At 51.8% G+C, this 23661-nt stretch carries 26 protein-coding genes; 6 read left to right on the forward strand and 20 right to left on the reverse strand.

The features are described from left to right. Window position 1 precedes the first annotated feature (1 nt). Window positions 2-616 carry an undecaprenyl phosphate transporter UptA gene (gene uptA / locus ACYUJT_RS20835; protein WP_460325876.1) on the reverse strand — a complete coding sequence of 205 codons (615 nt, stop codon included), beginning with the start codon at window positions 614-616 and terminating at the stop codon, window positions 2-4. A gap of 163 nt (window positions 617-779) precedes the next feature. Between uptA and ACYUJT_RS20840 the strand changes: the two genes are divergently transcribed. After that, complete coding sequence (locus ACYUJT_RS20840) at window positions 780-1082, forward strand: dehydrogenase (protein ID WP_460326204.1); 303 nt, start codon at window positions 780-782, stop codon at window positions 1080-1082. Here ACYUJT_RS20840 and ACYUJT_RS20845 read toward each other — a convergent pair. From ACYUJT_RS20845 to yyaC, 5 genes are all read right to left on the reverse strand, one after another. Then, a complete protein-coding gene (locus ACYUJT_RS20845; RefSeq protein WP_460325878.1) occupies window positions 1079-3310 on the reverse strand; it encodes an O-antigen ligase family protein in 2232 nt (743 codons plus the stop codon). The genes ACYUJT_RS20840 and ACYUJT_RS20845 overlap by 4 nt on opposite strands. Window positions 3311-3453: 143 nt before the next feature. Continuing rightward, on the reverse strand, window positions 3454-4620 hold the full coding sequence (locus tag ACYUJT_RS20850) for a class I SAM-dependent methyltransferase (RefSeq protein WP_460326206.1): 1167 nt from the start codon (window positions 4618-4620) through the stop codon (window positions 3454-3456). A 58-nt stretch (window positions 4621-4678) separates the two neighbouring features. Next, window positions 4679-5326: a DUF6483 family protein gene (locus ACYUJT_RS20855; protein ID WP_460325880.1), complete on the reverse strand. Its 648-nt coding sequence runs from the start codon at window positions 5324-5326 to the stop codon at window positions 4679-4681. Window positions 5327-5488: 162 nt separating this feature from the next. Beyond that, the gene (locus ACYUJT_RS20860) at window positions 5489-6289 is read right to left on the reverse strand and encodes an alpha/beta hydrolase (protein WP_460325882.1); all 801 of its coding nucleotides are present in this window, start codon (window positions 6287-6289) and stop codon (window positions 5489-5491) included. 100 nt (window positions 6290-6389) lie between these two features. Continuing rightward, complete coding sequence (gene yyaC / locus ACYUJT_RS20865; protein WP_460325884.1) at window positions 6390-6935, reverse strand: spore protease YyaC; 546 nt, start codon at window positions 6933-6935, stop codon at window positions 6390-6392. Window positions 6936-7070: 135 nt separating this feature from the next. Between yyaC and ACYUJT_RS20870 the strand changes: the two genes are divergently transcribed. Further along, window positions 7071-7298 carry a DUF1128 domain-containing protein gene (locus ACYUJT_RS20870; protein ID WP_460325886.1) on the forward strand — a complete coding sequence of 76 codons (228 nt, stop codon included), beginning with the start codon at window positions 7071-7073 and terminating at the stop codon, window positions 7296-7298. 104 nt (window positions 7299-7402) lie between these two features. Here the strand turns inward: ACYUJT_RS20870 and ACYUJT_RS20875 are convergent, their stop codons facing one another. Then, entirely contained in the window at window positions 7403-8122 is a 720-nt protein-coding gene (locus ACYUJT_RS20875; protein WP_460325888.1) for a pirin family protein, read from the reverse strand. A 137-nt stretch (window positions 8123-8259) separates the two neighbouring features. Continuing rightward, window positions 8260-9273 (reverse strand): asparaginase, encoded by a 1014-nt coding sequence (locus tag ACYUJT_RS20880; RefSeq protein ID WP_460325890.1) that lies wholly within the window; start codon window positions 9271-9273, stop codon window positions 8260-8262. Window positions 9274-9478: 205 nt separating this feature from the next. Here ACYUJT_RS20880 and ACYUJT_RS20885 point away from each other — a divergent pair, with 205 nt between their 5' ends. The 3 genes from ACYUJT_RS20885 to ACYUJT_RS20895 all read left to right on the forward strand — a co-directional run bounded on the left by ACYUJT_RS20885 (window position 9479) and on the right by ACYUJT_RS20895 (window position 10554). Beyond that, entirely contained in the window at window positions 9479-9847 is a 369-nt protein-coding gene (locus ACYUJT_RS20885) for a YtxH domain-containing protein (RefSeq protein ID WP_460325892.1), read from the forward strand. A gap of 96 nt (window positions 9848-9943) precedes the next feature. Next, a complete protein-coding gene (locus ACYUJT_RS20890) occupies window positions 9944-10264 on the forward strand; it encodes a DUF5665 domain-containing protein (protein WP_460325894.1) in 321 nt (106 codons plus the stop codon). A gap of 65 nt (window positions 10265-10329) precedes the next feature. After that, the gene (locus tag ACYUJT_RS20895; protein ID WP_460325896.1) at window positions 10330-10554 is read left to right on the forward strand and encodes a hypothetical protein; all 225 of its coding nucleotides are present in this window, start codon (window positions 10330-10332) and stop codon (window positions 10552-10554) included. Window positions 10555-10647: 93 nt separating this feature from the next. Here ACYUJT_RS20895 and ACYUJT_RS20900 read toward each other — a convergent pair whose 3' ends face one another. From ACYUJT_RS20900 to ACYUJT_RS20950, 11 genes are all read right to left on the reverse strand, one after another. Then, entirely contained in the window at window positions 10648-11595 is a 948-nt protein-coding gene (locus ACYUJT_RS20900) for a magnesium transporter CorA family protein (protein WP_460326208.1), read from the reverse strand. Window positions 11596-11706: 111 nt separating this feature from the next. Continuing rightward, window positions 11707-12480 carry a sigma-70 family RNA polymerase sigma factor gene (locus ACYUJT_RS20905; RefSeq protein WP_460325898.1) on the reverse strand — a complete coding sequence of 258 codons (774 nt, stop codon included), beginning with the start codon at window positions 12478-12480 and terminating at the stop codon, window positions 11707-11709. Then, a complete protein-coding gene (gene rsbW / locus ACYUJT_RS20910; RefSeq protein ID WP_460325900.1) occupies window positions 12477-12929 on the reverse strand; it encodes an anti-sigma B factor RsbW in 453 nt (150 codons plus the stop codon). The genes ACYUJT_RS20905 and rsbW overlap by 4 nt, the downstream gene beginning before the upstream one ends. A gap of 18 nt (window positions 12930-12947) precedes the next feature. Then, entirely contained in the window at window positions 12948-13286 is a 339-nt protein-coding gene (locus tag ACYUJT_RS20915; RefSeq protein WP_460325902.1) for an STAS domain-containing protein, read from the reverse strand. A 55-nt stretch (window positions 13287-13341) separates the two neighbouring features. Continuing rightward, window positions 13342-15036, reverse strand: a complete 1695-nt coding sequence (locus ACYUJT_RS20920) for a response regulator (protein WP_460325904.1) — start codon at window positions 15034-15036, stop codon at window positions 13342-13344. Window positions 15037-15050: 14 nt separating this feature from the next. Beyond that, entirely contained in the window at window positions 15051-15923 is an 873-nt protein-coding gene (locus ACYUJT_RS20925) for a CheR family methyltransferase (RefSeq protein ID WP_460325906.1), read from the reverse strand. An 80-nt stretch (window positions 15924-16003) separates the two neighbouring features. Further along, on the reverse strand, window positions 16004-19675 hold the full coding sequence (locus tag ACYUJT_RS20930; protein ID WP_460325908.1) for a response regulator: 3672 nt from the start codon (window positions 19673-19675) through the stop codon (window positions 16004-16006). Continuing rightward, complete coding sequence (locus ACYUJT_RS20935; RefSeq protein WP_460325910.1) at window positions 19672-20841, reverse strand: PP2C family protein-serine/threonine phosphatase; 1170 nt, start codon at window positions 20839-20841, stop codon at window positions 19672-19674. Before ACYUJT_RS20935 ends, ACYUJT_RS20930 begins: the two co-directional genes overlap by 4 nt. 142 nt (window positions 20842-20983) lie before the next feature. Further along, window positions 20984-21328, reverse strand: coding sequence for a YflT domain-containing protein (locus tag ACYUJT_RS20940; RefSeq protein ID WP_460325912.1), 345 nt, complete (start codon window positions 21326-21328; stop codon window positions 20984-20986). A 116-nt stretch (window positions 21329-21444) separates the two neighbouring features. Further along, window positions 21445-21972 (reverse strand): hypothetical protein, encoded by a 528-nt coding sequence (locus ACYUJT_RS20945; RefSeq protein WP_460325915.1) that lies wholly within the window; start codon window positions 21970-21972, stop codon window positions 21445-21447. 43 nt (window positions 21973-22015) lie between these two features. Next, window positions 22016-22522 carry a DUF948 domain-containing protein gene (locus ACYUJT_RS20950; protein ID WP_460325917.1) on the reverse strand — a complete coding sequence of 169 codons (507 nt, stop codon included), beginning with the start codon at window positions 22520-22522 and terminating at the stop codon, window positions 22016-22018. Between the two features lie 263 nt (window positions 22523-22785). Between ACYUJT_RS20950 and ACYUJT_RS20955 the strand changes: the two genes are divergently transcribed. Continuing rightward, window positions 22786-22950 (forward strand): DUF1328 domain-containing protein, encoded by a 165-nt coding sequence (locus ACYUJT_RS20955; protein WP_110931360.1) that lies wholly within the window; start codon window positions 22786-22788, stop codon window positions 22948-22950. Window positions 22951-23031: 81 nt separating this feature from the next. On the opposite strand, the gene ACYUJT_RS20960 is transcribed toward ACYUJT_RS20955, so the two are convergent. Next, entirely contained in the window at window positions 23032-23616 is a 585-nt protein-coding gene (locus ACYUJT_RS20960; RefSeq protein WP_460325919.1) for a hypothetical protein, read from the reverse strand. Window positions 23617-23661 lie beyond the last annotated feature (45 nt).

Genomic DNA, 23661 nt, shown 5'->3' on the forward strand with positions numbered 1-23661 from the left:
ATCATTTCTCTCCTTTCTTCTTGTTCGCCCCATACCATTTCACGATAAAATACCCGATCAAGAGCGCAAGAGCGACGAGCAAAATCGGCATAATGTACGGCCCGGCCTTCTCATCGATTGCCTTCCACTGCTCTCCCAGCACCATACCTAAGTAAACAAACAATACCGACCATGGAATAACGGCAAGCGTCGTCAGCCATAGAAACTTGCTTACGGGCATCTTGGCCATGCCTGCAGGAATGGAAATGGCGTGCCTAACTACCGGAATGAAGCGGGCAGTAAAAATAACGCCTGAACCATATTTCAAGAACCATGCCTCGGATAAGTCGATATGCTTTTTTTGGATCAGAATATACTTGCCGTACCGCTCCAGGATCGGCCGGCCGCCGTAGCGTCCGATCCAATACACGAACAGTTGGGCGATCACGCCGCCGATGACGCCGAATATCACCGCGCCGATGAAGCTGATGCGCCCTGCATACACGAGATATCCCCCGTAAGCAAGCACGATTTCACTCGGGATAACCTCAATCATGAGGCCCAGCATAATGCCGAAATACCCAAGCTGCTGTATCCACTCAAACAATACACCGACTATATTAGACAACCATTCCAATACTCGTCCTCTCCTCGAAGTCTTCTTATTACCAAGTCTATTCTATCATAGCCTGAGACATGCCTTCTAGTTGGGCCAAGTTAGGTCAGGGTTTTTAAACTTAGTGTCCCGCCAGATTCAGGGCGCATATGCTGTTACAAAGGAGGCGATCATTCTGAACAAGCTGCAAGGCAAACACCAATCCGCCCTTCCAACGCCGCGCAAAATCCGCCGTGGATGCAGCAAGGAGCTCTATCGAACGATCAAGCGGCTCGGTGTATACATCCCCGAGGATCTGCTCCAGGAAGGAGAAACGCTGTACTATAAAAAGGTCATTGCCAACCTCCTCTGGATCGGCGAACACAGCAGCAACCGCAAGCTGCTGGCGGACTGGTGGGACGAGGAGGTCGGCCCAGAGCTCGCCGAGCTGTGGAGCCTGGACACGGAAACGCTATGCAAAGCGTTCCGGGCTGCCTTCGGCGGCTAGCGATGAACGGGAGAGTAGCGGAGCACGTACTCTCCCAGCTCACGCCCGCGGTCTTTCGCCTCCGCCGTCACGGTAAAGCGCCGATCATTGCGTAAGTTTGCTGCACTCGCCAGCCGGCTGGCGAGATCTTCGTAACGAACATACAGCTTATATCCTACTGCGGCGGCAAAGTCAGCTTCCTGCGGGCGATGCTCTCGCAGCCTTCCGGCGAGGGAAGCAAGGCTGCTTAAAGCCTCGGTCTGCCTCTTCCGGCTGTAAGGATCGAGCTGCACAGCCTGCTCCCAGGCGGCAACGGCCTCCTTCGGCCGAGAGCTAGACAGCGCCTGCCCCAAGGCGGCCCAGAGCTCGGGATCGCCCCGGTCATACGCGAGCCCTTGCCGCAGCACCTCAGCCTGCGCCGCAGAGTCGGACAAGCTGGCGAGATGCAGCCGGGCCGAAGTTCGGGCAGGATAAAGCGCAAGCGCCCGTTCCAAAAGGACCGCAGTCTGTCCGATGTTCCCCGAGGCGGCCGCAGCCAGCGCCTGCCGTTCCCAGGCCAGGCTGACTGCCTGCCGCATCCCCGTCGCACTCACGAGCAGAAGCAGCACGGCCAGGGCTGCAAGAGAGCCGCGGGACAGCAGACGCCCCACCGTCGCACAAGCGGGCCGCGCGGGTAAGCGCTGCGGGCGGGTGATGCCAGCAGCAGCCATCCAAATGATGAGCAGCCACGTTAGGCCATAGCTCATATCGAAATCGGCCGCGCTATGCAGGAGCACCGCCAGGAAAGGCGGAAGCATCCTGCTGTGCGAGCGGGCCAAGCCGGCACCGATCGCCGCAAGCCAGAGCAGCACGATAGCCAGCCCAATCAGCCCCGTATCCAACGCCATGTTCAAATAGCCGTTGTGCACGTCTTCCCCGACGTAAGGAGAGCTCTGAACGCTCCGGAACAGCGCTTCCCAAGTCTTTCCCCCTCGTCCGATCCACGGCGAGCCAAGGAATAGGCTCCATCCATCGCGATACATGAGGATGCGGGCGGATACTGTCGCCAGCGGGCCTGTCCGCTCAAGCACCCCCGGGCTCAGCGCTGCGCCAAGGAGAGCAGCCGCGAGCAGAATGCCGCCTGCCGGCAGTAAACGGAAGCCATTTCGATATCCGCGTCCATGCTTCCGGCCATGCTGTTGTCCATGTTTCCCGGTACCCTCCTGGCCATACCGATAATCCAGAAGCCCTACCCCGGCCAAAAGCTTCGCTGCAGCCATGGCCGCACCGGCCGTCCCCGTGAGCAGAACCAGCCCTGGAAGCAGCGGTGGCGCAAGCGCGGAAGCAGCCAGTTGCCCTGCGGCAAGCGAACCGCAGAGCAGCAGCACCCCGCTTTGCAACGCAAAGCGGAGGCGGTCCGTGGCCTGCAGTTGGCACAGCCCAACGACTCCCGCAGCTGCGGCCGCCAGGTAAGCTCCCCGTGACTCCGTCAGCAGCAGGCATAAAACATAAATAAATGCGCTGCCTGAAACAATATACCCTCTGCATCGGTACCTGAGGGTAAAGTCTGCTGCCCTCAGCCGGGCCAGGAGCATCAAGCGCTCCAGGAAAAAGGCTCCCATCACCGCCCCGAAGGCGTTCGGGTACTGCAGCATCCCTCCTAACCGTGCGCCGCCTGCCGCAACATCCGCCTGATCCGTACGAAGAATGGCATCCGGATACGGCAACAATCCGTATACCGATGCCAGTCCCGTCACGCCGAGCACCAGTCCGATCAGGCTCCAGCCTGCCTGAAGCACCTGCCTGCCCCTTGCGCTGCCCGCGGCATAATAAGCAGACAATCCGAAGCAGCCGTAAAAACTCCACCCGAGCACAGCTTCCCCTGTACCCTGTACGGACAATGGACCAGCGGCCAGATGAGCGGCATAGAGCAAAGCGATCATGAACGGAGCAGCGGCAATAAGAACAGCTTGCCGCAGATCAAGGGGAAGACGGGCAGTTGGAAGCAGGCCGGACCGATCCGCTCTGCTGCTGCCGATCAGCAGCCCCAAGCTCTCGTCTGTCCGCCGCCCCCTCACCGCTCGTCCCGCTGCTATGATGGCCGTCACCGCGGTTCCCGATGCCAATAGCCCCAACGCCGCCAGCGCATCTGCAAAATATAACCCGCAGCTCAAACATGCGACGCTCCCTGCCGCGATGCAAGCGAACGCCGCCAGTACCGCAGGCATGTCATTTCCGCCGCCCACTCTCTTCACTCTTCTTGCGTCCATGCCGCTCCCCTTTCCACCAGTAACAAGCCTTCTCAGTACGGCTTGCGCCACAATGCAAAAAGGCCAACACCTCAAGTGTTGACCTTAAAAGCCAGCTTCAAACGGTGGAAGCCGGACATGCTTACGCTAATTCTGGCCGCAGCTCAACTGGTAGGCAGCAAGTCCCGGCAGGCCCTCTCCAGATAAGGATCCGCTTGCAAAAAGTCCCGAAAAGCGGCATATTCCTGCCACAGCCGTTCTTTATCGGCTCCGGATGACTTAACGGCCCGAATCAGAATGTTCTTGGGCGTATGCTCCATATCGATGAACTCGAGCAGCTGCGTCTTGTAGCCAAGCAAATCGAGCAGTTTGGCGCGAATGGCATCCGTAGCCAGCGCCGAGAAACGCTCCTTCAGGATACCGTGCGACAGAAGCGGCTCAAGCACGGGGCTCTTGATCTGATTGAACAGCTCGTGCTGGCAGCAAGGCACCGACAAAATAACCGATGCCCCCCAGCGCACCGCCTTCTCCAACGCAGCATCCGTCGCCGTATCGCACGCATGCAAAGTAACGACCATATCCACTTGGCTGAGTTCGTCATAATCCGCGATATCCCCTACGAGGAAGCGAAGCTGATCGTATTGCAAATTCTTCGCGAGCATCCCGCAATGCTCGATGACATCCGCCTTCAAGTCAAGCCCGACAATATTCAGCTCCCGTCGCTGCTGTACGGACAAATAGTGATACAGCGCGAAAGTCAAATACGATTTGCCGCAGCCGAAATCGACGATCGTGAGCGGACGGTCTTCCGGAAGATGGGGAATGACGTCCTGCACCATCTCCAGGAAACGATTGATCTGTCTGAACTTATCATATTTCTTGGCGAACACTTTCCCGTCCGGATTCATGATGCCCAGCTCAACCAGAAACGGTACCGGCGTCCCCTCCTCCAAGATGTACTGCTTCTGCCGATTATGCGTCAGAGCCCCGGGCTTCTTGGAAGGAGATTTCTTCAGGATCGATACTTTGTATTTCTTGCTGATCAGCACTTGATAATCGGTCTCGGTCGTACACAGCAGCCCCTGCCGGAACGTATTTTCGAACAGCTCCATCATCTTCTCTTCGAATAGCGGAGCTTCAATATTCTCGTGGGTGACCTTCTTGGCATAATGATACGCCAGTTGGTAATGAAGACTTTTTTTCAATTCCACAGGTTTGACGACCACTTTGGTATAGCCGGCGTCTCCTGCCTTGCGTAGCTGACTGAGCGTAGCGGAGATCAAAGTGCCTTCTTCCGCCAGTTGATGGACAAGATTCCGCAAAGACTCCATAGTAGACAACTCTCTTTCGCTTCTCAAATAATTGTTCCTTATCGCTAACTAAGCCATTTTACAAGCGATGGCGCAGTTCGGCAAGCCCCTCCTGGACTTCGGCTGCAGACAGCCCGCCTTCCTCCAGTTTATCCGGAGCAACGCCGGCTAAGCGTTCGTAAAATGCAATCCCTTCATGCACGTCCATTTCCTGCTGATCGATTAGACGATACAAAGCATTTTCGGCCAGATCAAACTTGCCCTTGTCCTCTGCAAACCCAAACACCATTCGCTCTGTGTCTGGATCGAGAGAATTGCCCTTTAGCTTCTCCATCAAACTGAATATTTCCTCGTCCAGCTGCCACAATGAGGGATCCGCGCCGTGCTGCCTGGCTTCAAGAAATAAATGGAGCGCTTTCCGCTGCCGCATCCTGCCTTCATTCGTTTGTCCGCTATCCAGGATCAGATCCCCTTCCTCCCGCAGCAGCCGGGCTAAAGTTTGCAGCCGATCCGCCTCGATGACTCCGCCGCTGCGGAATAATTCGGCAATATCCTTGGGGGACAGCGTTCCAAGCAGCAAAGAACTTAGGCGAAACTGGGTTCTATACAGTTCATCGAGTTCCTGAAGGGCTTCAGGATGCTTCTTCTGCTGCTTCAAGCCAAAAATCGTACCCAACGCCTCAGTAATCTCTTCGATGACTTGAACTAGATAATCTTTTCGGAACATGCGAAAAGCCTCCTTTCCTGCTCTAAATGGATAATATTTTATATTATTTCAAGCGCTATTTCCAGCAGAGCCCCGAACGCAGCTCACGCAAATAGACCGGAGTCTGCCAGCAGACGTCCGGTCTATTGCAGTGAAGAAAGAGGGGCGAGAGCCAGGTTAGCTCTATTCCTTTTCCTCGTGGATATGGCGAAGGAAATCGTTGATGACGACCGCCAGCTGCTCGGGAGCCTCGTACATGCTCATGTGTCCGGCCCCTTTAATGACAGCCTTGGTGACATTGCTGCCATCGGTCGTGAACGTCCGGTCAATCGGAATCAGCCTGTCATCCTCTCCCGCGACCAGCAGAATGGGCAGAGTCGTAGCGGACAGTACATCGCGGCGGTCGATCCGCTCACGCATCGCCAGCGCAGTGCCGGAGGCTCCCTGCGGAGGCGTCTTGTAGCCAATTTCTTTAACGCGATCCAGAGCCGCTTCGTGCGAAGCTGCATTTGCAGGAGCGAATAGGCCAGGTACCAGGCCGTCCACGAACGGCGTAATTCCTTCTGTGCCGATCACTGACACTGCCTGAAGCCTCTTCTCCTTGGCTTCCTCGCTGTCCGGATAAGCTGTCGAGTGGACCAAACCGAAGCCGTTCAAGCGGCCCGCATAACGCTGCGCCAGCGACAGTGTGACGTATCCGCCCAGCGAGTGGCCCAGCAGCGTATATCGATCGACCGCCAGCTCCTCCAGCAGGCCCGCTACATCATCAGCCATCTGCTCTATCGTATAAGCGCCGAGCGGCGCATCAGACAAACCATGTCCCCGCAAATCGGGAGCGATGACGCGAATTTGCTTGGATAGCAGCGGCATCACCTGCTCCCAATAACCCGAGCTGCCGCAAAAGCCGTGCAATAGCACGAGAACGTTTCCTTCACCCTGATCCTCGTATGAGATCGTTGTCCCGCTTATCGTTAGCTTTTCCATCGTTCATCCTTCTTTCTTGTCTATGTATTGAATATATATAATTAAGCCAATATCGCCCGTCTGAAACGCCTCTTGCCAGTAATATCGAACATGCACCCGTTTATTCGCCTCCGTAACCAAATCCGTAAGCCGCCGCCCGGACGATTTCGTCCGCCATCTGCATGACCTTGTACAACGAAGTCATCCCCAGCGTCCAATACGGCTTCGGGCCGTTTACGTTCACAACGGCGGCAATGCTGTAGTGGCCGGCCTCCGGCAATCCGCCGCCTACCGATTGGGCCGGAAGAAGCGGTTTTCCCGATACGATAAAACTGCCGACTGAAGCGGGAACGCCCAAACAGGCATCAATCGCGATAATGACATGATCCTTAGGAATCGCATTCATCCGGTGCACCAAATTATCGGCATCGCAGGGATGCCGCAGCGAACCGACGACCGAAGGAAAACCCAGCTCCTCCAGCCGGGTGCCGACAAGGGGGCCAAGCGCGTCTCCAGTGGAGCGATCCGTCCCGATGCACAGAAAAGTAACGTGATCCAACGGATGCTTCTGGCGAATGCTATGCATGAATTGCGGCAATTCATTGCCTGTCAGTTTCTTTTGGCTAAAGGCAGAGTCGCTAAGAAGCCCCTGGCCCTTCAACTTCATCTTCATCCCCCCAGTACAAACGTATTTAGATTGTACCCTAACCAGCCTTTCACCGCAAAACATAGAACCGGACGGACGGTCGTGATACAATACAATGAGGTCAGAACGAGCACTTTATAGAGAGGATGAGCGATCATGGCAGATTTGACGCAGAGAACCCAGGAGAACGTGGAATATATGATCGAAGCAATTAAAACGAAATTAAGAATGGCGACGGGAGCAGCCATGTTGGCATCGGCCTTCCATGTCGATCGCTACGACGACATTCTGGAAGTATATGAAATCGTGATGAGCAAAGAACGGCTGAGCATCTCGGAGGTAGAGGCCCTCGCTAAGGAACTCGGGCAGCTTAGAGGCAATTAATACTTGAAAAGAAGAGTCCGACACCCGCTTTAGCGCATCGCGCCATGCAGGTATCGGACTCTTCTATCTTCTTGGCAAGTACGCCGTTAGTCGTTGTTCTTAAATTAAGGCAAATCGATCAATATGAACTCGGCGGCCTCGTCACTGCCGGTGCTGCAAACGGTCAGTTCCTCCGCATTTCGTACTCGGGCTGCATCGCCTGGGCGAAGCGAAAACTTTTGCTTGCCGCAGTGCAAATCAATATGGCCAGAGAGTATGAATACATGCGTCCGGCGTTCCCTGCTAAATGGAATTGCCAGCTCCTCGCCTGTCTGCAGCCTCGGAATGAACAGCCGGACATCCTGATTGATACGCAGGCTGCCGCCGCCCTCCTCGGGCTCAATAACGGGGTTCAGCAGCCCCTCCCGCTCCTGCCACGGAAACCACCGGCTAGCCCAGGCCGGCTTCAAATTCCTCTTCGCAGGCAGGAACCACATCTGAATGAAGCGCACAGGCTCTGTAGGCGATGGATTGCTCTCGGAGTGGCGGATGCCAGCTCCGGCGCTCATGACCTGCACGCTCCCCGCCGTCAGGTCCTGCGTATTGCCAAGATCATCCTCATGCCGCAGCGTGCCTGACACAACGTAGGTGACGATTTCCAGGTCATGATGCGGATGGGGAGCCAACCCTTGACCAGGCTGAACGATGTTGTCGTTTAAAGCAAGCAAACAGCCGAAATGAGCATTACTCGGATCATCATAATCGGCAAAGGAGAAGCTGAATTCGCTATGAATGGCTCCTTTGTCCGAAGTATGCCGTTCCTCTGCGGTGACCACTTTGATCATGGTTATCCTCCTCGCTCTCTATCAAGATCTATACTTGGATTCATTGCTGTTAAGGATGGTTTGAATATTTCTTACCCTTAACGCAAAAATGCTAATCAAAGTACGTCCCGAAGGAGGCCAGAGTTCAACGCGGACCGCTAATTCCCCAATGCGAACACCGCTTTTGTGTAGCCGATTTCATTCCCCTCGTCATTTAAAATGCGGTCTGGAAATTGTTCCTCCAGCTTAAGTATCAGCTCTTTGTTGCTATAATCGAGCTGTTTCAAAATTTCAAGGACAATCCTGCCCCACTCTTCCTCGGAACCGTCGGATACTTTAAAGGAGATGCCAAGACGTTCCCGTTTGAGGCTGAACCCATAAACGCCTTTGAAACCGCCTTTGGCGATGATATTGTCATCTTCCAGCAAGGCAGAGTCGATACGTCCGCTGCCTCCGACAAGCTCCGGGCGGGCATTCATCGCACGGGTAATTTGCCGTACGGCTTCTGCCGTGCTGTTGTCTCGAATCCGATCGGGACAAGCTAATTTCATATAAGCTGCAGCTAATGCCGACAAGGGCAAAGCGAATACCGGAAAGCCGCAGCCATCTGTACCCCGGCCGATGTCTTCCGCCGAAATATCGGCAAGTTGGGCCAGTGTATCGACAATTTCCTGCTGAACAGGATGGTCCGGCTCATGATAGCTCGCCAAGTCAAAACCCTTCATTTTGCAATAAGCAAGCACACCCAAATGTTTTCCCGAACAATTATGGTATAATCTGCGCCGCTGCCCCCCGGACCGGAGAAGTGCTTCCTTGGATTTGCCGTCCAGCGGCAGGCTGGGGGCACATACCAGGCCCTCTTCTTCGACTCCGATCTTGGAGAGCAGGGATTCCAGCGCATCGATATGAACATCCTCTGCGCGATGAGAGGCGGTCATCACCGCCACTTCGGCATCGGTTAAATGATAAGCGTCCTTAATGCCGGCCCGAATGGCCGGAATGGCCTGAAAAGGTTTCGCGGCGGATCGGGTAAATACCCTGATATGCGGATCGCCGGCATGCTTCAGCACTCGGCCTTCTTCGTCCACCACGCATATATTCCCGCGATGACTGCATTCCAGAATGCCTCCGCGATATTCCTGAATCAATAATGTATCTCTCAAGCTGTCCATCGCTCTTATTCTCCCCTTTCATGAACCCGTGCCATTACAGTATAGTACAGCGGCTTCGCTGGTGCCAAATCGTGTGATTTGCAAGGATTCCGCCGGCCTGCGGGGGGGATTTCTTGTTTCACTCCTTCTTCTGACGTTTATATAGGAAGTAAGCTGAACGACTTCTGTCAATCACGATAAACTGAAATATAAGGAGCGATGAAATATGAATAAAGAAGAAATGGACTGCCAAGTACAAAGCGGTTCCACGTTTACTAAAGGCCTTATGATCGGCGCATTGCTTGGAGCGGCCGCCGCTCTTCTATACGCACCCAAGCCGGGACGCGAGCTGCGCAGCGATCTGACCGAGAAGCTCAGCGCAGCCACGGATAAATCGAAGGAAGTCGCCGCTGTCGTAGGCGAGAAGGCAACCGACCTCGCAAAAAATGTGACCGAAAAAACGACGGATCTCGCCAAGACGGTCGGAGAAAGCGCGGGAACGATTTTTAACAGTGCCAAAGAAGCATCCGCCGATGTAGCCGAGGATGTAAAGCAAGCCTCCGACGAAGTGATCCATGAAGCGCAGCGTTCATGACGGGGCTGTCCCCTGAAGTAGCCAGCTCTCCAGAGCTGGCTACTTATATTTCACCCCATAAACAACAATCCATGCCACATTTTAGGAGGGAACGTCATGGCGCGCACTCAACCTTTCGATCCTCAGGAGCATCCCTTTGAACTGCGGCACGAAGTCAAGCGCTTGAACGGCAGGCTGGACTATATTGCCGATCTGCTGGAAAAGGCGGAGTTCAAAGATATTCTCGAGAACTATACGAGCCCCAAAAAACGCGTACTTACCAATTTCATGGCCGGCCTGTCGCGCGGCCTCGGCCTTAGCGTCGGCACCTTTGTCGTCCTTGGCCTGCTGGGCTGGATTCTGACTCTGTTCGTAGACATGCCCATGGTCGGCGATTACATCAAAGAGCTGCAGGATTACATTAAATCCAAGCCATAGCGGCACACTGTGTAATAGGCCCTATAGGCTCTACAGGCTCTATTACGAAAGAGGAGATGATGAAGATGGCCCGAATCAATGCGGAGCAGGAGCAAGAAAACTACGTGAACAAACAGATCAGGGAAGCGCGTGAAGGCGAGTATCCAGAGCATAAAAACATCCAAGAGGCCGATAACGGCTCCATGGTCAACGATATGGAGGATTTGAAACAGCTCGGCGAAGATATGGAGGAAATGTCAACCAATAGCGAGGATAAAGCGCGGGGACTTAGGCCCGATCCAGAACAATAGCCTGGGCAAACCGCTCAGAACGATAAACAAACCACAAACGAACAAAAGAACCTGCTGCCTTCCGCGTCAGGTTCTTTCTCCGTTTTGTTTTATTTACAAATGTGAGTCCTCTTTATCCACCTGCAGCAGATCCCCCGTCCACCCCTTCATGTTCATCCACAGATAAAAGGCGAGGGTACTAAAAATGGTGATCGCACTAATGATCAAAAACCCGGCAATCCCCGTCTTGACCCAGGGCAGAAAATCGAAGTTCATGCCCCAAATAGCCCCGATCACGGTAGCCGGCGTAAAAATGGCCGTCATAATGGTCAGCGTCTTCATAATATCATTCCCTCGAAAAGCGGAAACCGCCTCATCGATCGAAATCAGAGTGTCGATTTCCTTCTCGTAATGCCTGACCAAGACGTGCATCCGCTCCGTGCGGTATACTAGCCTCTTGAAATATTGACTGTTCTCCAGTTCACCCGTCGAGTATGCCTCCCGGGCGGCCGTCACGATTTCTTGAAACGGAATGAACAGATTTGACCAATATAACAGCTCAAACCGGGAATTCAAGATCCGGTCCATTAAATGCTTCTTGTTATGCTTCTTCATAACCTCTTCGAGCTCACGGAGATTTTGCTCAAACCGGTCCATGCCGATATGAATATAATGCAATATCGTCCGCATCAATACGAACATGCCCTCGATCGGCAGCCTACAGGCGTGAAGCATCCGCATTTTCTCCTGCATATGCATTCTTTCCCGGGTATGAGCATCCAGATTAAGCGTAATGAAGCATTCTTCGTTGACAAAAAAATGAATGTGCACGCAATCTTCGATTTCCTGCATCTCCTCCTCTACGGAGTAGACGAGGGAGCCGAATATGATCGGGCGACTTCCGTCGGGAAATCGCACCGATAAATAGTTCCTATCAACGGATGGGATGATTTTCAGCCATTCCTCCGTATCAGGAATATCCCGGCAAAGCTCACTCAGCTGCGGATCATCCCAGCCGCTAATTTCAAGGTCTTGCCACTTCCATCCCTGCTCGGATATCATGAGGTGCCGCCTTTGATTCGCGTGATTCAAGCTTCATCCCCCCTTCATCAGAAAGGCACGCCGTTCCTTTCGGAAGAAAGCGTGCCTCTGTGTCCTATCCCATTCAAACCGCTAATATAAATTAGAGTTTGACATAATTTGCTTCAACTTCTCGGTCGCTCTTTTTTGTATCCGGGAAACGCTCATTTGCGAAACACCCAGCTGCTGGGCGATGGCACGCTGGGACTGCCCCTCCTGGAAGGCCAGCAGCAGCACCTGCTGCTCCTGCTCCTTCAACTGGCTAAGCGCTTGCTGCAAATCCATCCGCTTCTCCACCGTATCATAGTCATTGGCTTCGGAGCTGATTAATTCGCCAAGCGTAGCCGCGCTTTCATCCTGGGATAAAGGAGAGTCCAGCGATACATAGTGGTAGCATTCTCGCCCAGCGAGTACTTCGACCGTTTCCTCCACCGAAAGATCCAAATATTCGGCGATTTCTTTCACGTCGGGGGAACGTTCCAATTTCACTGTCAGCTCATCAATCGCCTGCTGGACAAGGGCGCCCTTCTCCTTGATTCGGCGCGGCACCTGGATATACCAGGACTTGTCCCGCAGAAAGTTTTTCATGTGCCCGATCATGCTTTTCATGGCGTAAGGTTCAAACGGGATGCCCAGTTCAATGTCATACTGCTGCAGCAGCCGAATCAGCGCCATTTGTCCAACCTGATATAAATCCTCATATAAATCAGGGCGGTTGCGGGCGATTTTGCCAGCTGCCATCTTGACCATCGGCTCGTATTTCTGAATGAGAAGCGTGGCAATCTCGTTGTCTTTCGTTTGCTGATATTCCCAGATCAGGCTGGTTGATTCATTCAAAGACTCGGGGGGAGTCATTTTATCGCTCATACTTTCTCCTCGCTCTTAACGAGCCGACGAGTAAGAACAACCTTGGTTCCTTGGCCGGCCGCACTTTCCACGCTTACATCATCCATAAGCGCCTCCATAAGATAGAAGCCCAGTCCGCCAATTTGAGCTTCGCTCAATTCCTTGTCGTGTAACGATGCCCGATCTGCAGTCTTGCCCCAAGAATCAAAGCTCTCCCCTTCGTCTTTAACCGTAATCGATAATGCATCTTTGTGCACTTCAAAGGTAACTTCCATTATTCCTGGCTCTTGCTTATACGCATACAAAACGGAGTTATTACAGGCCTCTGACACCGCAACCTTCATATCCTCGATTTCTTCATAGGAAAATCCGATCTTAGAGGCTACGCCATATAGATTCAATCTTACGATATCCACATAATCCGCAGTCGCCGGCAAACTGATAACTACTCTCTGAACTTCGTCTTTCATTCCTACTTCGATCCTTTCCTATTGGGAATTCTCTTGTGCGGAAAAAAACTTGGCAATCCCAGTCATGTCGAAGAGCTTCTGGATTTGATCAGGCACTTCCTCTACCAGGAACTCCGCCTTCATGCCATGTCTTGCTTTTAGGATAGACAACAGAATTCCGATACCCGTACTATCGATATATTTCAAGTCTTTCATGTTGATAATCAGGTGCAGTTCTCCATCCCCGACGAGCGGCTCCATCACCTGACGAAAGTCAGGAGCTACGGATAAATCCAGCTCTCCCCGTAAGTACACCGTGCAAGTGCCATTCTCCAGTTGCGACGTAGCTGAAAACTTATCATTTTTATTTGTATTCATAGACCACTCTCTCCTGAAAAAAATGTTTTCTCTATTCATAACCCGAAAGGACTAGTTATGAATCAACCAGGCTTTCCCGATACGTTCCCTGGAGATGCTTCATCGGCTCCTGAATCGCTCCTCTACTGTACTTGGCGATCATCTTTCTCACAGAGCTGAGTTTTACCGGCTTGCTAATATAATCGTTCATTCCCGCCCTCAGGCACTTGCTCTTCACGCCTTCCATCACATTTGCCGTCATAGCTATGATGACGGGCTGCTGCCTGCCCGGGGAATGACCTTTGCGAATCCGCTTTGTAGCTTCTAGCCCGTCCATGACGGGCATCTGCAAATCCATAAAAATCATGGGATAGCCATCACCTTCCAGTGTCATTCGGACAGCCTCGGCCCCGTCTTCAGCTACGCTGGCTTCATAACCCAGCTTGCTCAGCATGCTGACCATCAGGCGCTGATTGATCGGATGATCATCAACAACAAGCATCCGTTCTGGATACGGGATTTTGCCTTCCGCAGGAGCACAAGCGCAAGAATTCGGTTCCTCATCCTCGTCCACACATTTGCGTACCTGCACCGAGAAGGTAAAGGCAGCCCCCTTATCCTCCTGGGGCTCTACCCGGATTTCGCCGCCCATCATCTGCACCAGCGTCTGGCAGATGGCGAGTCCGAGGCCAGTTCCGCCGTATTTTCTCGTCATGGACGAATCCAATTGCGAGAACGGCTTGAAGAGCTTGCCGACCTTATCGGGAGCAATACCGATGCCGGTATCTTTCACGGTGAATTCCAGAACGAGCTTATCCTGATCGCCTTTGTCCTGAGTTGAAGACACGACCAAATAAATCCCGCCCTGATCGGTAAACTTAATGGCATTGGCTATCAAATTGATCAGCACCTGACGCAATCGTCCCATATCCCCGTAAAGAACCTGTGGAATGCCGTCATCCATAAAATACACGAGCTCCAGGCCCTTACGGCTGGCATCGACCGAGAACAGATTAAATACCTCCTGGATTCCGGCCCGCAGCTCGAACGGGCTTTCTTCCAGCTCCATTTTACCAGATTCCATTTTGGTAAAGTCGAGAATATCATTAATGATCGTCACTAAGGTATTCGCACTGTTGCGGATAATCTCGGCATATTCCTTCTGTTCATCCTGCAGCTCGGTTTCCAGCAGTAAATCGATCATGCCGATGACTCCGTTCATCGGGGTACGAATCTCATGACTCATCATCGCCAGAAATTCCGTCTTGGCCTTCACGGCAATCTCCGCCGCCTCTTTGGCCTTCACCAATTCATCGTTAATCCGCTCCAGTTCCTGGGTCTTCTGCTGCAGCAGCATGCTCTGAGTCTTATGGCGCTGGTTCGTGATGTACATGGCAACAAAGCCATCGATTTTCGATTTTAAAATTTGCGGGATAAACGGCTTGACCATATAATCGATTGCACCTGCCGAATAGCCCTCGAATAAATGGTCCGCATCCTTGCTGTTCGCCGAAATGAATATGATCGGAATATCCTTCGTCTTATCGCGGGCCTTGATCAGCCTGGCCGTTTCAATGCCGTCCATTCCCGGCATCTGCACATCAAGCACGATCACCGCGAAATTATCCTTGAGCAAATATTTGAGTGCCTCTTGGCCCGAAGTGGCCAGCACGAGCTTATATTGTTCACTGCCCAGCACGGCTTCCAAGGCCATTAAGTTCTCAGGACGGTCGTCTACCAACAGTATATGAATCGGTTCTTCAACCCCCATGAAATCCTCCCAGATCACTTGATCTTCCGATATATTTTCTCTTCACGATCCAACGCCTCGTAGCAGTCCGTGAAGTCTGTAAAATGAATCGATTCCTTAGCCCCTAGCACCAATACGCCAAAATGGCTCAAACTCTCGTGAAACAGGGCATGAACGCGGTTTCGCAGTTTTTCGTCAAAATATATCATCACGTTACGGCAAAATACCACATTGAACTCATTAAAGGAGCGGTCTGTCGCCAGGTTATGTTCGGCAAAAATAATGTTTTTCCGCAGAAACGGCTGAAAAATAACCGAGTTATACTTCGCCGTATAGTATTCGGAGAACGAGCGCGTGCCGCCCGCCTCCAAATAATTTTTCGTATACTGCTTCATCTTCTGGATCCCAACGATCCCCTCTTTGGCAATTTGCAGCGATCTGTCGTTCATATCGGTAGCATATATGCGGGCTTTATCGTAGAGGCCTTCCTCATGAAGCAGTATGGCCATCGAATACACTTCTTCTCCCGTGGAGCAGCCCGCATGCCAAATGCGAATATAAGGGTAAGTTCGCAGCAGGGGGATGACCTTCTCCCTAAATACCCGAAACAGATTCGGATCACGGAACATTTCCGTCACGGGAATCGACAGGTTGTACACAAAACGCTCAAAGCACTCCCGGTCATGAAAAATTTTCTCCTGCAGCCCGGAAATCGTCTGCAGCTGCTCGGAGTGCACATGGTGCCAGATCCTTCTGCGCAGAGAGGGAATGGCATAATTTCGGAAATCATAACCGTAAAGACGATGGACTCCCTCCAGCAGCAGCTCAATCTCGATATTCTCACGTTCGTTTTGGCTAGCATCATAAAGAATATCGTCTTCGAAGTCTATAAAATCACTGGATGACATGAATTCAACTCCACTTTCTCATAAATTACAGCTTGCTGCCTGAACAGCCTTCGTAAAATATTATTACCCCGTTATTCCGCTTACGAATACAACCATACGCGCATTAATGAAAGTAATTGATCCGTTTGGATTGGCTTCTTCACATAATCGGAGGCTCCGGCCTCGATGCATTTCGAGCGATCCTCTTTCATCGCCTTGGCGGTCAAGGCAATGATCGGCAGCTTCGCGAATTCCTGCTTCTCCCGAATACGGCGCATCGCTTCATAGCCGTCCATTTCCGGCATCATCATATCCATCAGAATAAGATCGAAATCGCTTTGCTCCTCCAAAATCTCAAGCGCCTCCCTGCCGTTCTCGGCATACACGACGTTCATCCGGTAGCCTTCGAGTACACTGGATAACGCAAACACGTTGCGGACGTCATCATCTACAAGCAGAATCTTTTTGCCCTCGAACAATTCTTCCTTATTGTGCAGTTTCTGCAGTATTTTCCGTTTGTCCTCCGGTAGATCCGCCTCCACGCGATGCAGGAACAGGGTCGTCTCGTCCAGTAACCGCTCCGGCGATTTAACGTCCTTGATAATGATCGACTCAGCATATTTACGCAGTCTGGTCTCTTCCTTCTTATCCAAATCCTTGCCGGTATAAATAATGATCGGCAGATCGTTCAAATTCTCGTCGTCGCGAATTTGATCCAGCAATTCAAAGCCGGTCATGTCCGTCAACATCAGATCGAGCACCATGCAGTCGTAATGCTTTGTCCGCAGCTCAGATAGCGCGTCGGCTCCCGTGGATACGGCCGTGATCGCCACGTCATCATGGCCGATCAATTCGATGATTGATTTCTGCTGAATTTCATCGTCTTCTACGATCAGCAGATGCTTCAGGCTTTTCTCCGTATATGACTCTATATAAGTGAAGGCCCGTTCGAGATGATCCCTTGAGGAAGGTTTGCGCAAATAGGCGATTGCCCCCATCATCAGGCCCTGCTTCACGTCATCAACGACGGAAATGACATGTACCGGAATATGCCTTGTCTTGGCATCGCCCTTCAGCTCGTTCAAAATCGACCAGCCATCCATGACAGGCAGTTGAATATCCAAAATGATCGCATCCGGCAAATATTTATGAACAAGACGCAGCCCCTCGTCTCCCTGAACGGCAACGAGTCCTTTGAACCCGTGATTTCGTGACATTTCCAGCAGAATTTTGGCAAATACCACATCATCCTCAATAATGAGCAGCACTTTGTCCTCGTCTGCAATAATTTCCCGGTCATCCTCAATTGGATTGGCCACAGCAGCCTGCTCTTCGATTGGCGCAGCCAGTGCGAAGGTCGCCTCCTGACTTAGCGCCGGAGCTCCGATAACGGCAGTCGCAGCTGCCTCCCTGGCAGCCCCAAATAACTTGGAGCCCGGTTCCTTTGGCAGATACAGCGTGAAGCTGCTTCCTTCCCCTTCTTTGGTCTCAAGGCCGATTCCGCCGCCAAGCAGCGCGGACAATCCCCGGCTGATTGATAGGCCTAGACCGGTTCCGCCGTACTTGCGGCTCGTCGTCCCGTCCACTTGCTGGAAGGCCTCAAAGATCAATTCCGTCTTATCCTTTGGCACGCCGATACCGGTATCCCTAACGGTCAGCTCCAAATATTCGCGGCTGTTCTCCAGGTAGCTAGGCAGCTCTTCCGGGGAAGCCGTTTTGACCAGAAACGCAACCTCGCCCTTACTCGTAAATTTAAACGCATTCGAGAGCAGATTCCGCAAAATTTGCTTCACCCGATGACCATCGGTCATGATCCGTTCAGGCACTTCTGGGCTTACTTCAAGCCGCAGCTGGATGCCCTTGCTCTCCGCGACTGGCCGGAAATTATGTTCAACGAACCGCTCCAGTTCCTCGATGCTGACCGACTCCTGATTCACTTCCATCTTTCCTGCATCCACCTTCGATAAATCGAGGATCTCATCGATCATCTTCAGCAGATCCGTTCCGGATATATGAATCGTCTGTGCATATTCAACCTGCTTCGGCGTCAAATTATTAGCCTTATTCTCCGCGAGCAGTTGCGATAGAATGAGCAGGCTGTTCAGGGGAGTCCGCAGCTCATGAGACATATTCGCCAGAAACTCCGATTTGTACTTGCTCGTAACGGCAAGCTGGGAGGCATGACGCTCCAGTTCTTCCTTCGTTTTCTCGATTTCCTCGTTCTTCTCCTTGACTTCCTGCACCTGCTCCTCGAGGGCGCGGGTCTTGGCGATCAGCTCCGTATTGTAATGCTCCAGCTCCTCCTGCTGCCGCTGCAGCAGTTCCTCGGAGCGTTTCAATGCCGCGGTTTGTTTCTCCATGCTTTCATTGGAGCGGCGAAGCTCCTCCTGCTGCGTCTGAAGCTCTTCCGATTGCACCTGCAATTCCTCGGTCAGGGCCTGAGATTCGCGCAGCAATTCTTCGACACGCAGCCTGCGGTTGACGTTATTCAATACGATGCCCAAATTCACCGTCAGCTCCGCAAGCAGCTGCTCCTCTAGAGACGTAAATTGATCCAGGCAAGCCAGCTCGACGACGCCCAGAAGTTCGTCTTCGAACAATATTGGATAAATAAGCACATGGGCAGGCTTAGCTTCACCCAATGCCGAGCGGACGGATAAGTAATCGGCTGGAGTTTCGCTAAGGGATATCGGCTTATGATCCAGGGCTGCCTGGCCGATGAGGCCTTCGCCAATTTTAAACATGGCCGGAGTGTTCAACTCCCCTTCCTTGGCATAGGTTCCTGCCAAATACAGCTCGTCCGGATTTTCAGTTTCCTTCCGGATATAAACGGCGCCGACTGTGCCGCCAAGGACCGGGGTAAACTCATTGATGAACATCTGCGATATCTGCTCTAACGAGTTGATGCCGTGAAGCAGCTCGGTAATTCGCGCCAGGTTTGAGTTAATCCAGTTCATATCCTTTTGCTGCTGCACGAACTTCCTCTCAAGCTCCTGCTTCTCCCGCAGATCCTCGCTCAGCTCCTGGAACACATGAGCTACGCTGCCGATCTCGTCCCTGGACTGGAACGATATGTTTCTGATCTCTTCCCACTGCTCCTTGCCGAAGTGGTTGATCATAGCATTGACGATGTTCAGTCCCTTGGTTATGCTTGGGAGCACCCACAATACGATGGCAAGCCCCAAGAGCAGGCCAAATGCCATCGTAGCGACCGTGACCTGGATCGAGCTCTTATACGCTTCATTGGCCTCCTTGATTTCGGTCTCAATTTGAACATCAAGGTAATCCTTAAGATCATTCAGTGTATTCAGCAAACGATCCTGGATATCCTGTCCCGACGAAATGCGGTACTCATTGGCCCGATCGTACTGCTCATTACTCAGCAGCGTTACAATGCGAGCTTGATAGCTTTCGAAGTCCAGGTTTGCCTCTTCGATCTTCTTGATGAGTTGGCGTTCGTCCCCATTCGTCAGGCTGTCACGGAGCAGCTGCATGTTCTGCCGAGCCGACTCTCGTTTCTTCTCGAGCTTGCCGCTCTCTTGCACAATATAATCGGGGTTTTTCAACTGAAGCATATTCGTAAGGACCCGGGCCATATCGTTCACATCGCCGCGCATTCCCGTAGAAGCCCTTACTTTCATATAACCGTCCGAATACATGTGCTCCAGCTGCGCATTCATAAAATGCAGCCGATCATAGCTGGCGAAAGTCAATACCAGCATAATGATCAGAAGTGAGCTGAAGCCGACAATTAACTTGCTCCTGATTTTCATTCGCCAACGTCCCCTTCTTTGAGCGTTATCCAGACCAGGCACTTATCGTCTTCCCGCTCCTGCGGATGCCCCTCATCAAAAAACAATCGCTGCATCTGATCCTTGTCCAACTTGCGCCTTCCGTTCAAGGCTCGCTCCAGGAATTCGATCTGCTCCTCCTGCGTTCCCTCCGTCACTTCCATTAAACCATCGGTATACAGGACGATGTGACCTTCCCCTTCATATGTAATCGTATGGGTCTCAGTCTCCATCTTATCGAACAATCCCACAGGCGGACATACCGTCTCCAGTCTGACCACCTCTCCCTCCTTCTGAAAGAAGAGCGCTGGAGGATGCCCGGCGTTGACGTAATCTATCTTCTTATGCTTCGTGTCGACGACAAGGTAAATGGCCGTAAAATAATACTGCACGAGCTGATTTTCGATATGAAGCTGATTAAAACGCCGGTTCAGCTCCTGCACGACCTTCTCGGGTTCGACGTAAGTGCTGACCGTATCTTTGAGCACCGAAGCGATGAACATGCAGAACAACGACGAAGATATCCCGTGGCCCATCATATCCAGCAGTATTACGCCGTACCGTCCCTCGCCGAGCGGATACCAGGAATACAAGTCTCCGGCCAGCTCGAAGGACGGCTTGTACATGGCATCGATTTCGAACTGCGGATCGTCGATGGCGGCGCTGAGAACGGCATGCTGCACCAGCGCGGCCAACTTCAGTTCCTCCTGAATTCGCTGATCCCTTTCCTTATGCCAATCCTTCTCCTGCTTCAGCCTGAGCGCCAGACGAATTCGCGCCATAAGTTCCACCTTATTGATCGGCTTCGTCACATAGTCGACCGCCCCGGCATCAAGAGCTTCGGCCAGTTTTTTGGAGTCCCCGACCGCGGTAACCATAATGATGGGAATATCCTTTAATCCCTCATACTTCTGAATGACGCGGCAGGCCGTAATGCCATCCATTTCCGGCATCATCATATCCAGCAATATCAAATCGATGTCTGTGGATCCCGGCATCCTTTCGCCACTTGGCTCTTCGATCCCCAACTGCTGGAACATCTCCGCAGCAGAAGAAGCCGCCACCGTATTTCTGTAATTCTCTTTTTTCAAAATCTCCCGAATGATAATTATGTTAGTCGGATTGTCATCCACGATTAGTATTTTCACCTGAATTCTCCTCACAACGAAAAATAGGCCCTAAACTTCTTATTCTGTGTAAAAAAACATAGATAAGGAATGGGGGAGAGCAATTTCCCCATTCCTTATCCATGTTTTGATCCTATAGCTTCAGGGCGAAAGTTCCTCTTCATCAAGCCGTATACCTTGCTATAACTAACACTTTTCCCAAATCCAGTTCCTTCTCATAAAAGGCAGCCTCTGACTTCGTGAATCCCAGGGATTCTATCTTGGCGCGGAGTTCGTCGCCGCGCGAACGGAATAGGTTGGCGATGGCATCGAAGATGCCCTCCTCCTTAATGCCGATTTCATTCGCATCGGATGTGTCTGCAATTCGTTCCGTACGGTCCTGCTCATGGGCGAGCACAAAGATATTGTCCTTTGTGTATCCGGCCGAGCGCAGTTCATTTACGGCTTCTACCGCATGAACTCCATTCTGAACCACCTTGGCATAAGACTTCTTGTCCGTCATACTCATCGTCAACACTCTCCTTTGTCTATAATGAAATCCTATCCTTCTCTGTCGCCATGGGCTGTTATTACCCTTTTCAATATCGGTTGAAACAGCATATTTCATATTTCATTTAAAAATAATTAAAATGCGATCGTATCGAACAGGTCAACGCCTACGATAGCTTTTGTCGTAGGATGACGGTATATCTTGATCGCTGCTAAATCACGGATATATACATCTCCGTCTTCAGCTTTGAAGTCAGGCTCTCCGAGAGCCTGCGTGATTTCCTGCTTTTGCAGAGGGAGCCATTGTCCGTTCAATTGGATTACTCCAGCCCAGGCTCCCGTACTTTCGTCCATATGCATATGGACATAATAAACCAAATCCTCACTTAATCCGACAGTAATGTCCTTGTAATGATATTCAGTATAGCCGGAATAAACGTCTTTATTGATCGACAGCGGTTCGCCTTTCTTGCGGACGACGCTTTCGCGATCATCGTATAAGCTTACCTCGCCCATCGACTCAAATTCCGTTATCGGCTTAGGATTGGATTGCTGCACCTGGGCAAGTTTCACTGAAAGTTGTGGAGCGCTGTCCACGGTTGCCGGAATATGGTCTGGAGAAGCTGTAAGGAGCCCGAGCAGCAATAACATCATGTTCAGCATCGTTCTCACCTCTTCTTGGAAACTTGCCGATCCGATCCTATGTTCACGTGCGGTATTTTTGCCAAACGCCAGAAGCGATGTCCACCCATTTCATCCAGCCGGGATCCGACTTAGAATTTGCCGGACTATCATAGGCCGAGCTATAAGTATGCATTGAACGGTCAATCGGCTGCTCTTCGGGTACGCCATGCTCCGCTCCAGCTGCGCTTTTTGCTTTATGTGTGGTTTTCTTCACCCTGCCGACCAGCGAAGAAGATACCTGCTTGGCGGCGAGCGTCACCTCGTTCAATACATCTCCAACGTTCTTTACGGATTCTAACACGGGATCGAGCTGCTTCATCTTATGCTCGACATCCTCGGTAATGCTGTTAGCCTGTCTAACGACCTGCTTGACTTCATAGCTGAGCTCATCCACCGTCTTCTGAATTTCCTGCAGTGTCTGGGTCGTTTTATCTAGGGATTTTTCCGCAGCCTGCAAAGTTTTTACCAGAAAAATAACTAGTACCGCAAATGCTACGGCAATGAGTGCAACGCTGATCTGCCAAATCATACCATTCCCTCTCTTTCCTGTCCTGACTTCTGTCGATACTCCTTAGTTACCCTTGACCTTTCGGGGCGAAACAACGTCTGTCTTAACGACGATTCTCGAAAATATGCCTCCTGTTTCATCCAGATTTCACCCGGTTAATGACAACTACAAGCGACGGGATGCCAAATTTGGGATCACTTCCGCATAGGACATTTTACACATCCAGCCTTTGTCGCTTTAAGCTTCATACTACACTATTTTACTATGAAGGAAAGGTGATTATCATGTTGAAATGGTCAGTTATTTTTCTGATGGTAGCGATTATTGCAGGAATTTTCGGATTCTTTAACATTGTAGCGGCAGCTGCTTCAATCGCTAAAGTGCTTTTCTTCATTTTCCTCGTCTTGTTCGTGATTTCTCTCTTCACTGGACGCAGCCGTTCACTTTAAATAGATAAGCCATCATGAGTACGGCAATCTCATACTAAAAAAAGGCGGCGCTTCATGACGAAGCAGCCGCCTTTTTTCATTTTAATAGGAGGATAAGTACCTTGCGATTTCAAGCCAGTCCAGCGAAAGCTTGATCGTAATTTGCCGGTCTTGGAAGACGATATTCTGTATGGCAACCGGATCGGGGACATAAGGGCCGGGATCGACCTCCACCTGCTCAAGTCCGAAGATTTGCGGCGGAAAGGATAAGCTCCTGACCTTGACCGCTTCCGGGGTCAAAATTAACCGGTCTTGAAAATATTCCATGACATACCGGGCCGCAGCTCCGAACTTCACCGCTCCCCAAGCGCCGTTCAAATGGACCGTAAGCCGGTCGCCCGCAAGCTCGAACTGCGTGCCCGTAATCTTAACCGGAAGCTCACCGTGACTCTGCAGCGCGCGGACCAAATTTTGCTTGGCCAGATCGTTGAACTCCTCCTCCGAGAGCTCAACCTCCGGCTTGCGGGTTTCGATCATCCTTGTCAGCTTGTCCTTCCAGCGTAATTCTGAGTAATTCATATCGAGGCTGTGTTCCGGGCGGACGTACCAGAGTGCGGCAGCCGCGAGCAAAGATAATACTAGCAGAAGCATGAACACCCGCAGCCCCCATGACCGTCTTTTTTTCACACCAAATCTCTCCTTTAAATTAAAAACTGTCATTTAGCATGATTC

This window comes from Paenibacillus sp. YSY-4.3 (assembly GCF_054767475.1).

What these genes read in the sequence shown, in the direction of transcription:
- ACYUJT_RS20845 (WP_460325878.1), bottom strand. Translation starts at nt 3,310, where the DNA reads ATGGACGCAAGAAGAGTGAAGAGAGTGGGCGGCGGAAATGACATGCCT.
- ACYUJT_RS20850 (WP_460326206.1), bottom strand. Translation starts at nt 4,620, where the DNA reads ATGGAGTCTTTGCGGAATCTTGTCCATCAACTGGCGGAAGAAGGCACT.
- ACYUJT_RS20855 (WP_460325880.1), bottom strand. Translation starts at nt 5,326, where the DNA reads ATGTTCCGAAAAGATTATCTAGTTCAAGTCATCGAAGAGATTACTGAG.
- ACYUJT_RS20860 (WP_460325882.1), bottom strand. Translation starts at nt 6,289, where the DNA reads ATGGAAAAGCTAACGATAAGCGGGACAACGATCTCATACGAGGATCAG.
- yyaC (WP_460325884.1), bottom strand. Translation starts at nt 6,935, where the DNA reads ATGAAGTTGAAGGGCCAGGGGCTTCTTAGCGACTCTGCCTTTAGCCAA.
- ACYUJT_RS20870 (WP_460325886.1), top strand. Translation starts at nt 7,071, where the DNA reads ATGGCAGATTTGACGCAGAGAACCCAGGAGAACGTGGAATATATGATC.
- ACYUJT_RS20875 (WP_460325888.1), bottom strand. Translation starts at nt 8,122, where the DNA reads ATGATCAAAGTGGTCACCGCAGAGGAACGGCATACTTCGGACAAAGGA.
- ACYUJT_RS20880 (WP_460325890.1), bottom strand. Translation starts at nt 9,273, where the DNA reads ATGGACAGCTTGAGAGATACATTATTGATTCAGGAATATCGCGGAGGC.
- ACYUJT_RS20885 (WP_460325892.1), top strand. Translation starts at nt 9,479, where the DNA reads ATGAATAAAGAAGAAATGGACTGCCAAGTACAAAGCGGTTCCACGTTT.
- ACYUJT_RS20890 (WP_460325894.1), top strand. Translation starts at nt 9,944, where the DNA reads ATGGCGCGCACTCAACCTTTCGATCCTCAGGAGCATCCCTTTGAACTG.
- ACYUJT_RS20895 (WP_460325896.1), top strand. Translation starts at nt 10,330, where the DNA reads ATGGCCCGAATCAATGCGGAGCAGGAGCAAGAAAACTACGTGAACAAA.
- ACYUJT_RS20900 (WP_460326208.1), bottom strand. Translation starts at nt 11,595, where the DNA reads ATGATATCCGAGCAGGGATGGAAGTGGCAAGACCTTGAAATTAGCGGC.
- ACYUJT_RS20905 (WP_460325898.1), bottom strand. Translation starts at nt 12,480, where the DNA reads ATGAGCGATAAAATGACTCCCCCCGAGTCTTTGAATGAATCAACCAGC.
- rsbW (WP_460325900.1), bottom strand. Translation starts at nt 12,929, where the DNA reads ATGAAAGACGAAGTTCAGAGAGTAGTTATCAGTTTGCCGGCGACTGCG.
- ACYUJT_RS20915 (WP_460325902.1), bottom strand. Translation starts at nt 13,286, where the DNA reads ATGAATACAAATAAAAATGATAAGTTTTCAGCTACGTCGCAACTGGAG.
- ACYUJT_RS20920 (WP_460325904.1), bottom strand. Translation starts at nt 15,036, where the DNA reads ATGGGGGTTGAAGAACCGATTCATATACTGTTGGTAGACGACCGTCCT.
- ACYUJT_RS20925 (WP_460325906.1), bottom strand. Translation starts at nt 15,923, where the DNA reads ATGTCATCCAGTGATTTTATAGACTTCGAAGACGATATTCTTTATGAT.
- ACYUJT_RS20930 (WP_460325908.1), bottom strand. Translation starts at nt 19,675, where the DNA reads ATGAAAATCAGGAGCAAGTTAATTGTCGGCTTCAGCTCACTTCTGATC.
- ACYUJT_RS20940 (WP_460325912.1), bottom strand. Translation starts at nt 21,328, where the DNA reads ATGAGTATGACGGACAAGAAGTCTTATGCCAAGGTGGTTCAGAATGGA.
- ACYUJT_RS20945 (WP_460325915.1), bottom strand. Translation starts at nt 21,972, where the DNA reads ATGCTGAACATGATGTTATTGCTGCTCGGGCTCCTTACAGCTTCTCCA.
- ACYUJT_RS20950 (WP_460325917.1), bottom strand. Translation starts at nt 22,522, where the DNA reads ATGATTTGGCAGATCAGCGTTGCACTCATTGCCGTAGCATTTGCGGTA.
- ACYUJT_RS20955 (WP_110931360.1), top strand. Translation starts at nt 22,786, where the DNA reads ATGTTGAAATGGTCAGTTATTTTTCTGATGGTAGCGATTATTGCAGGA.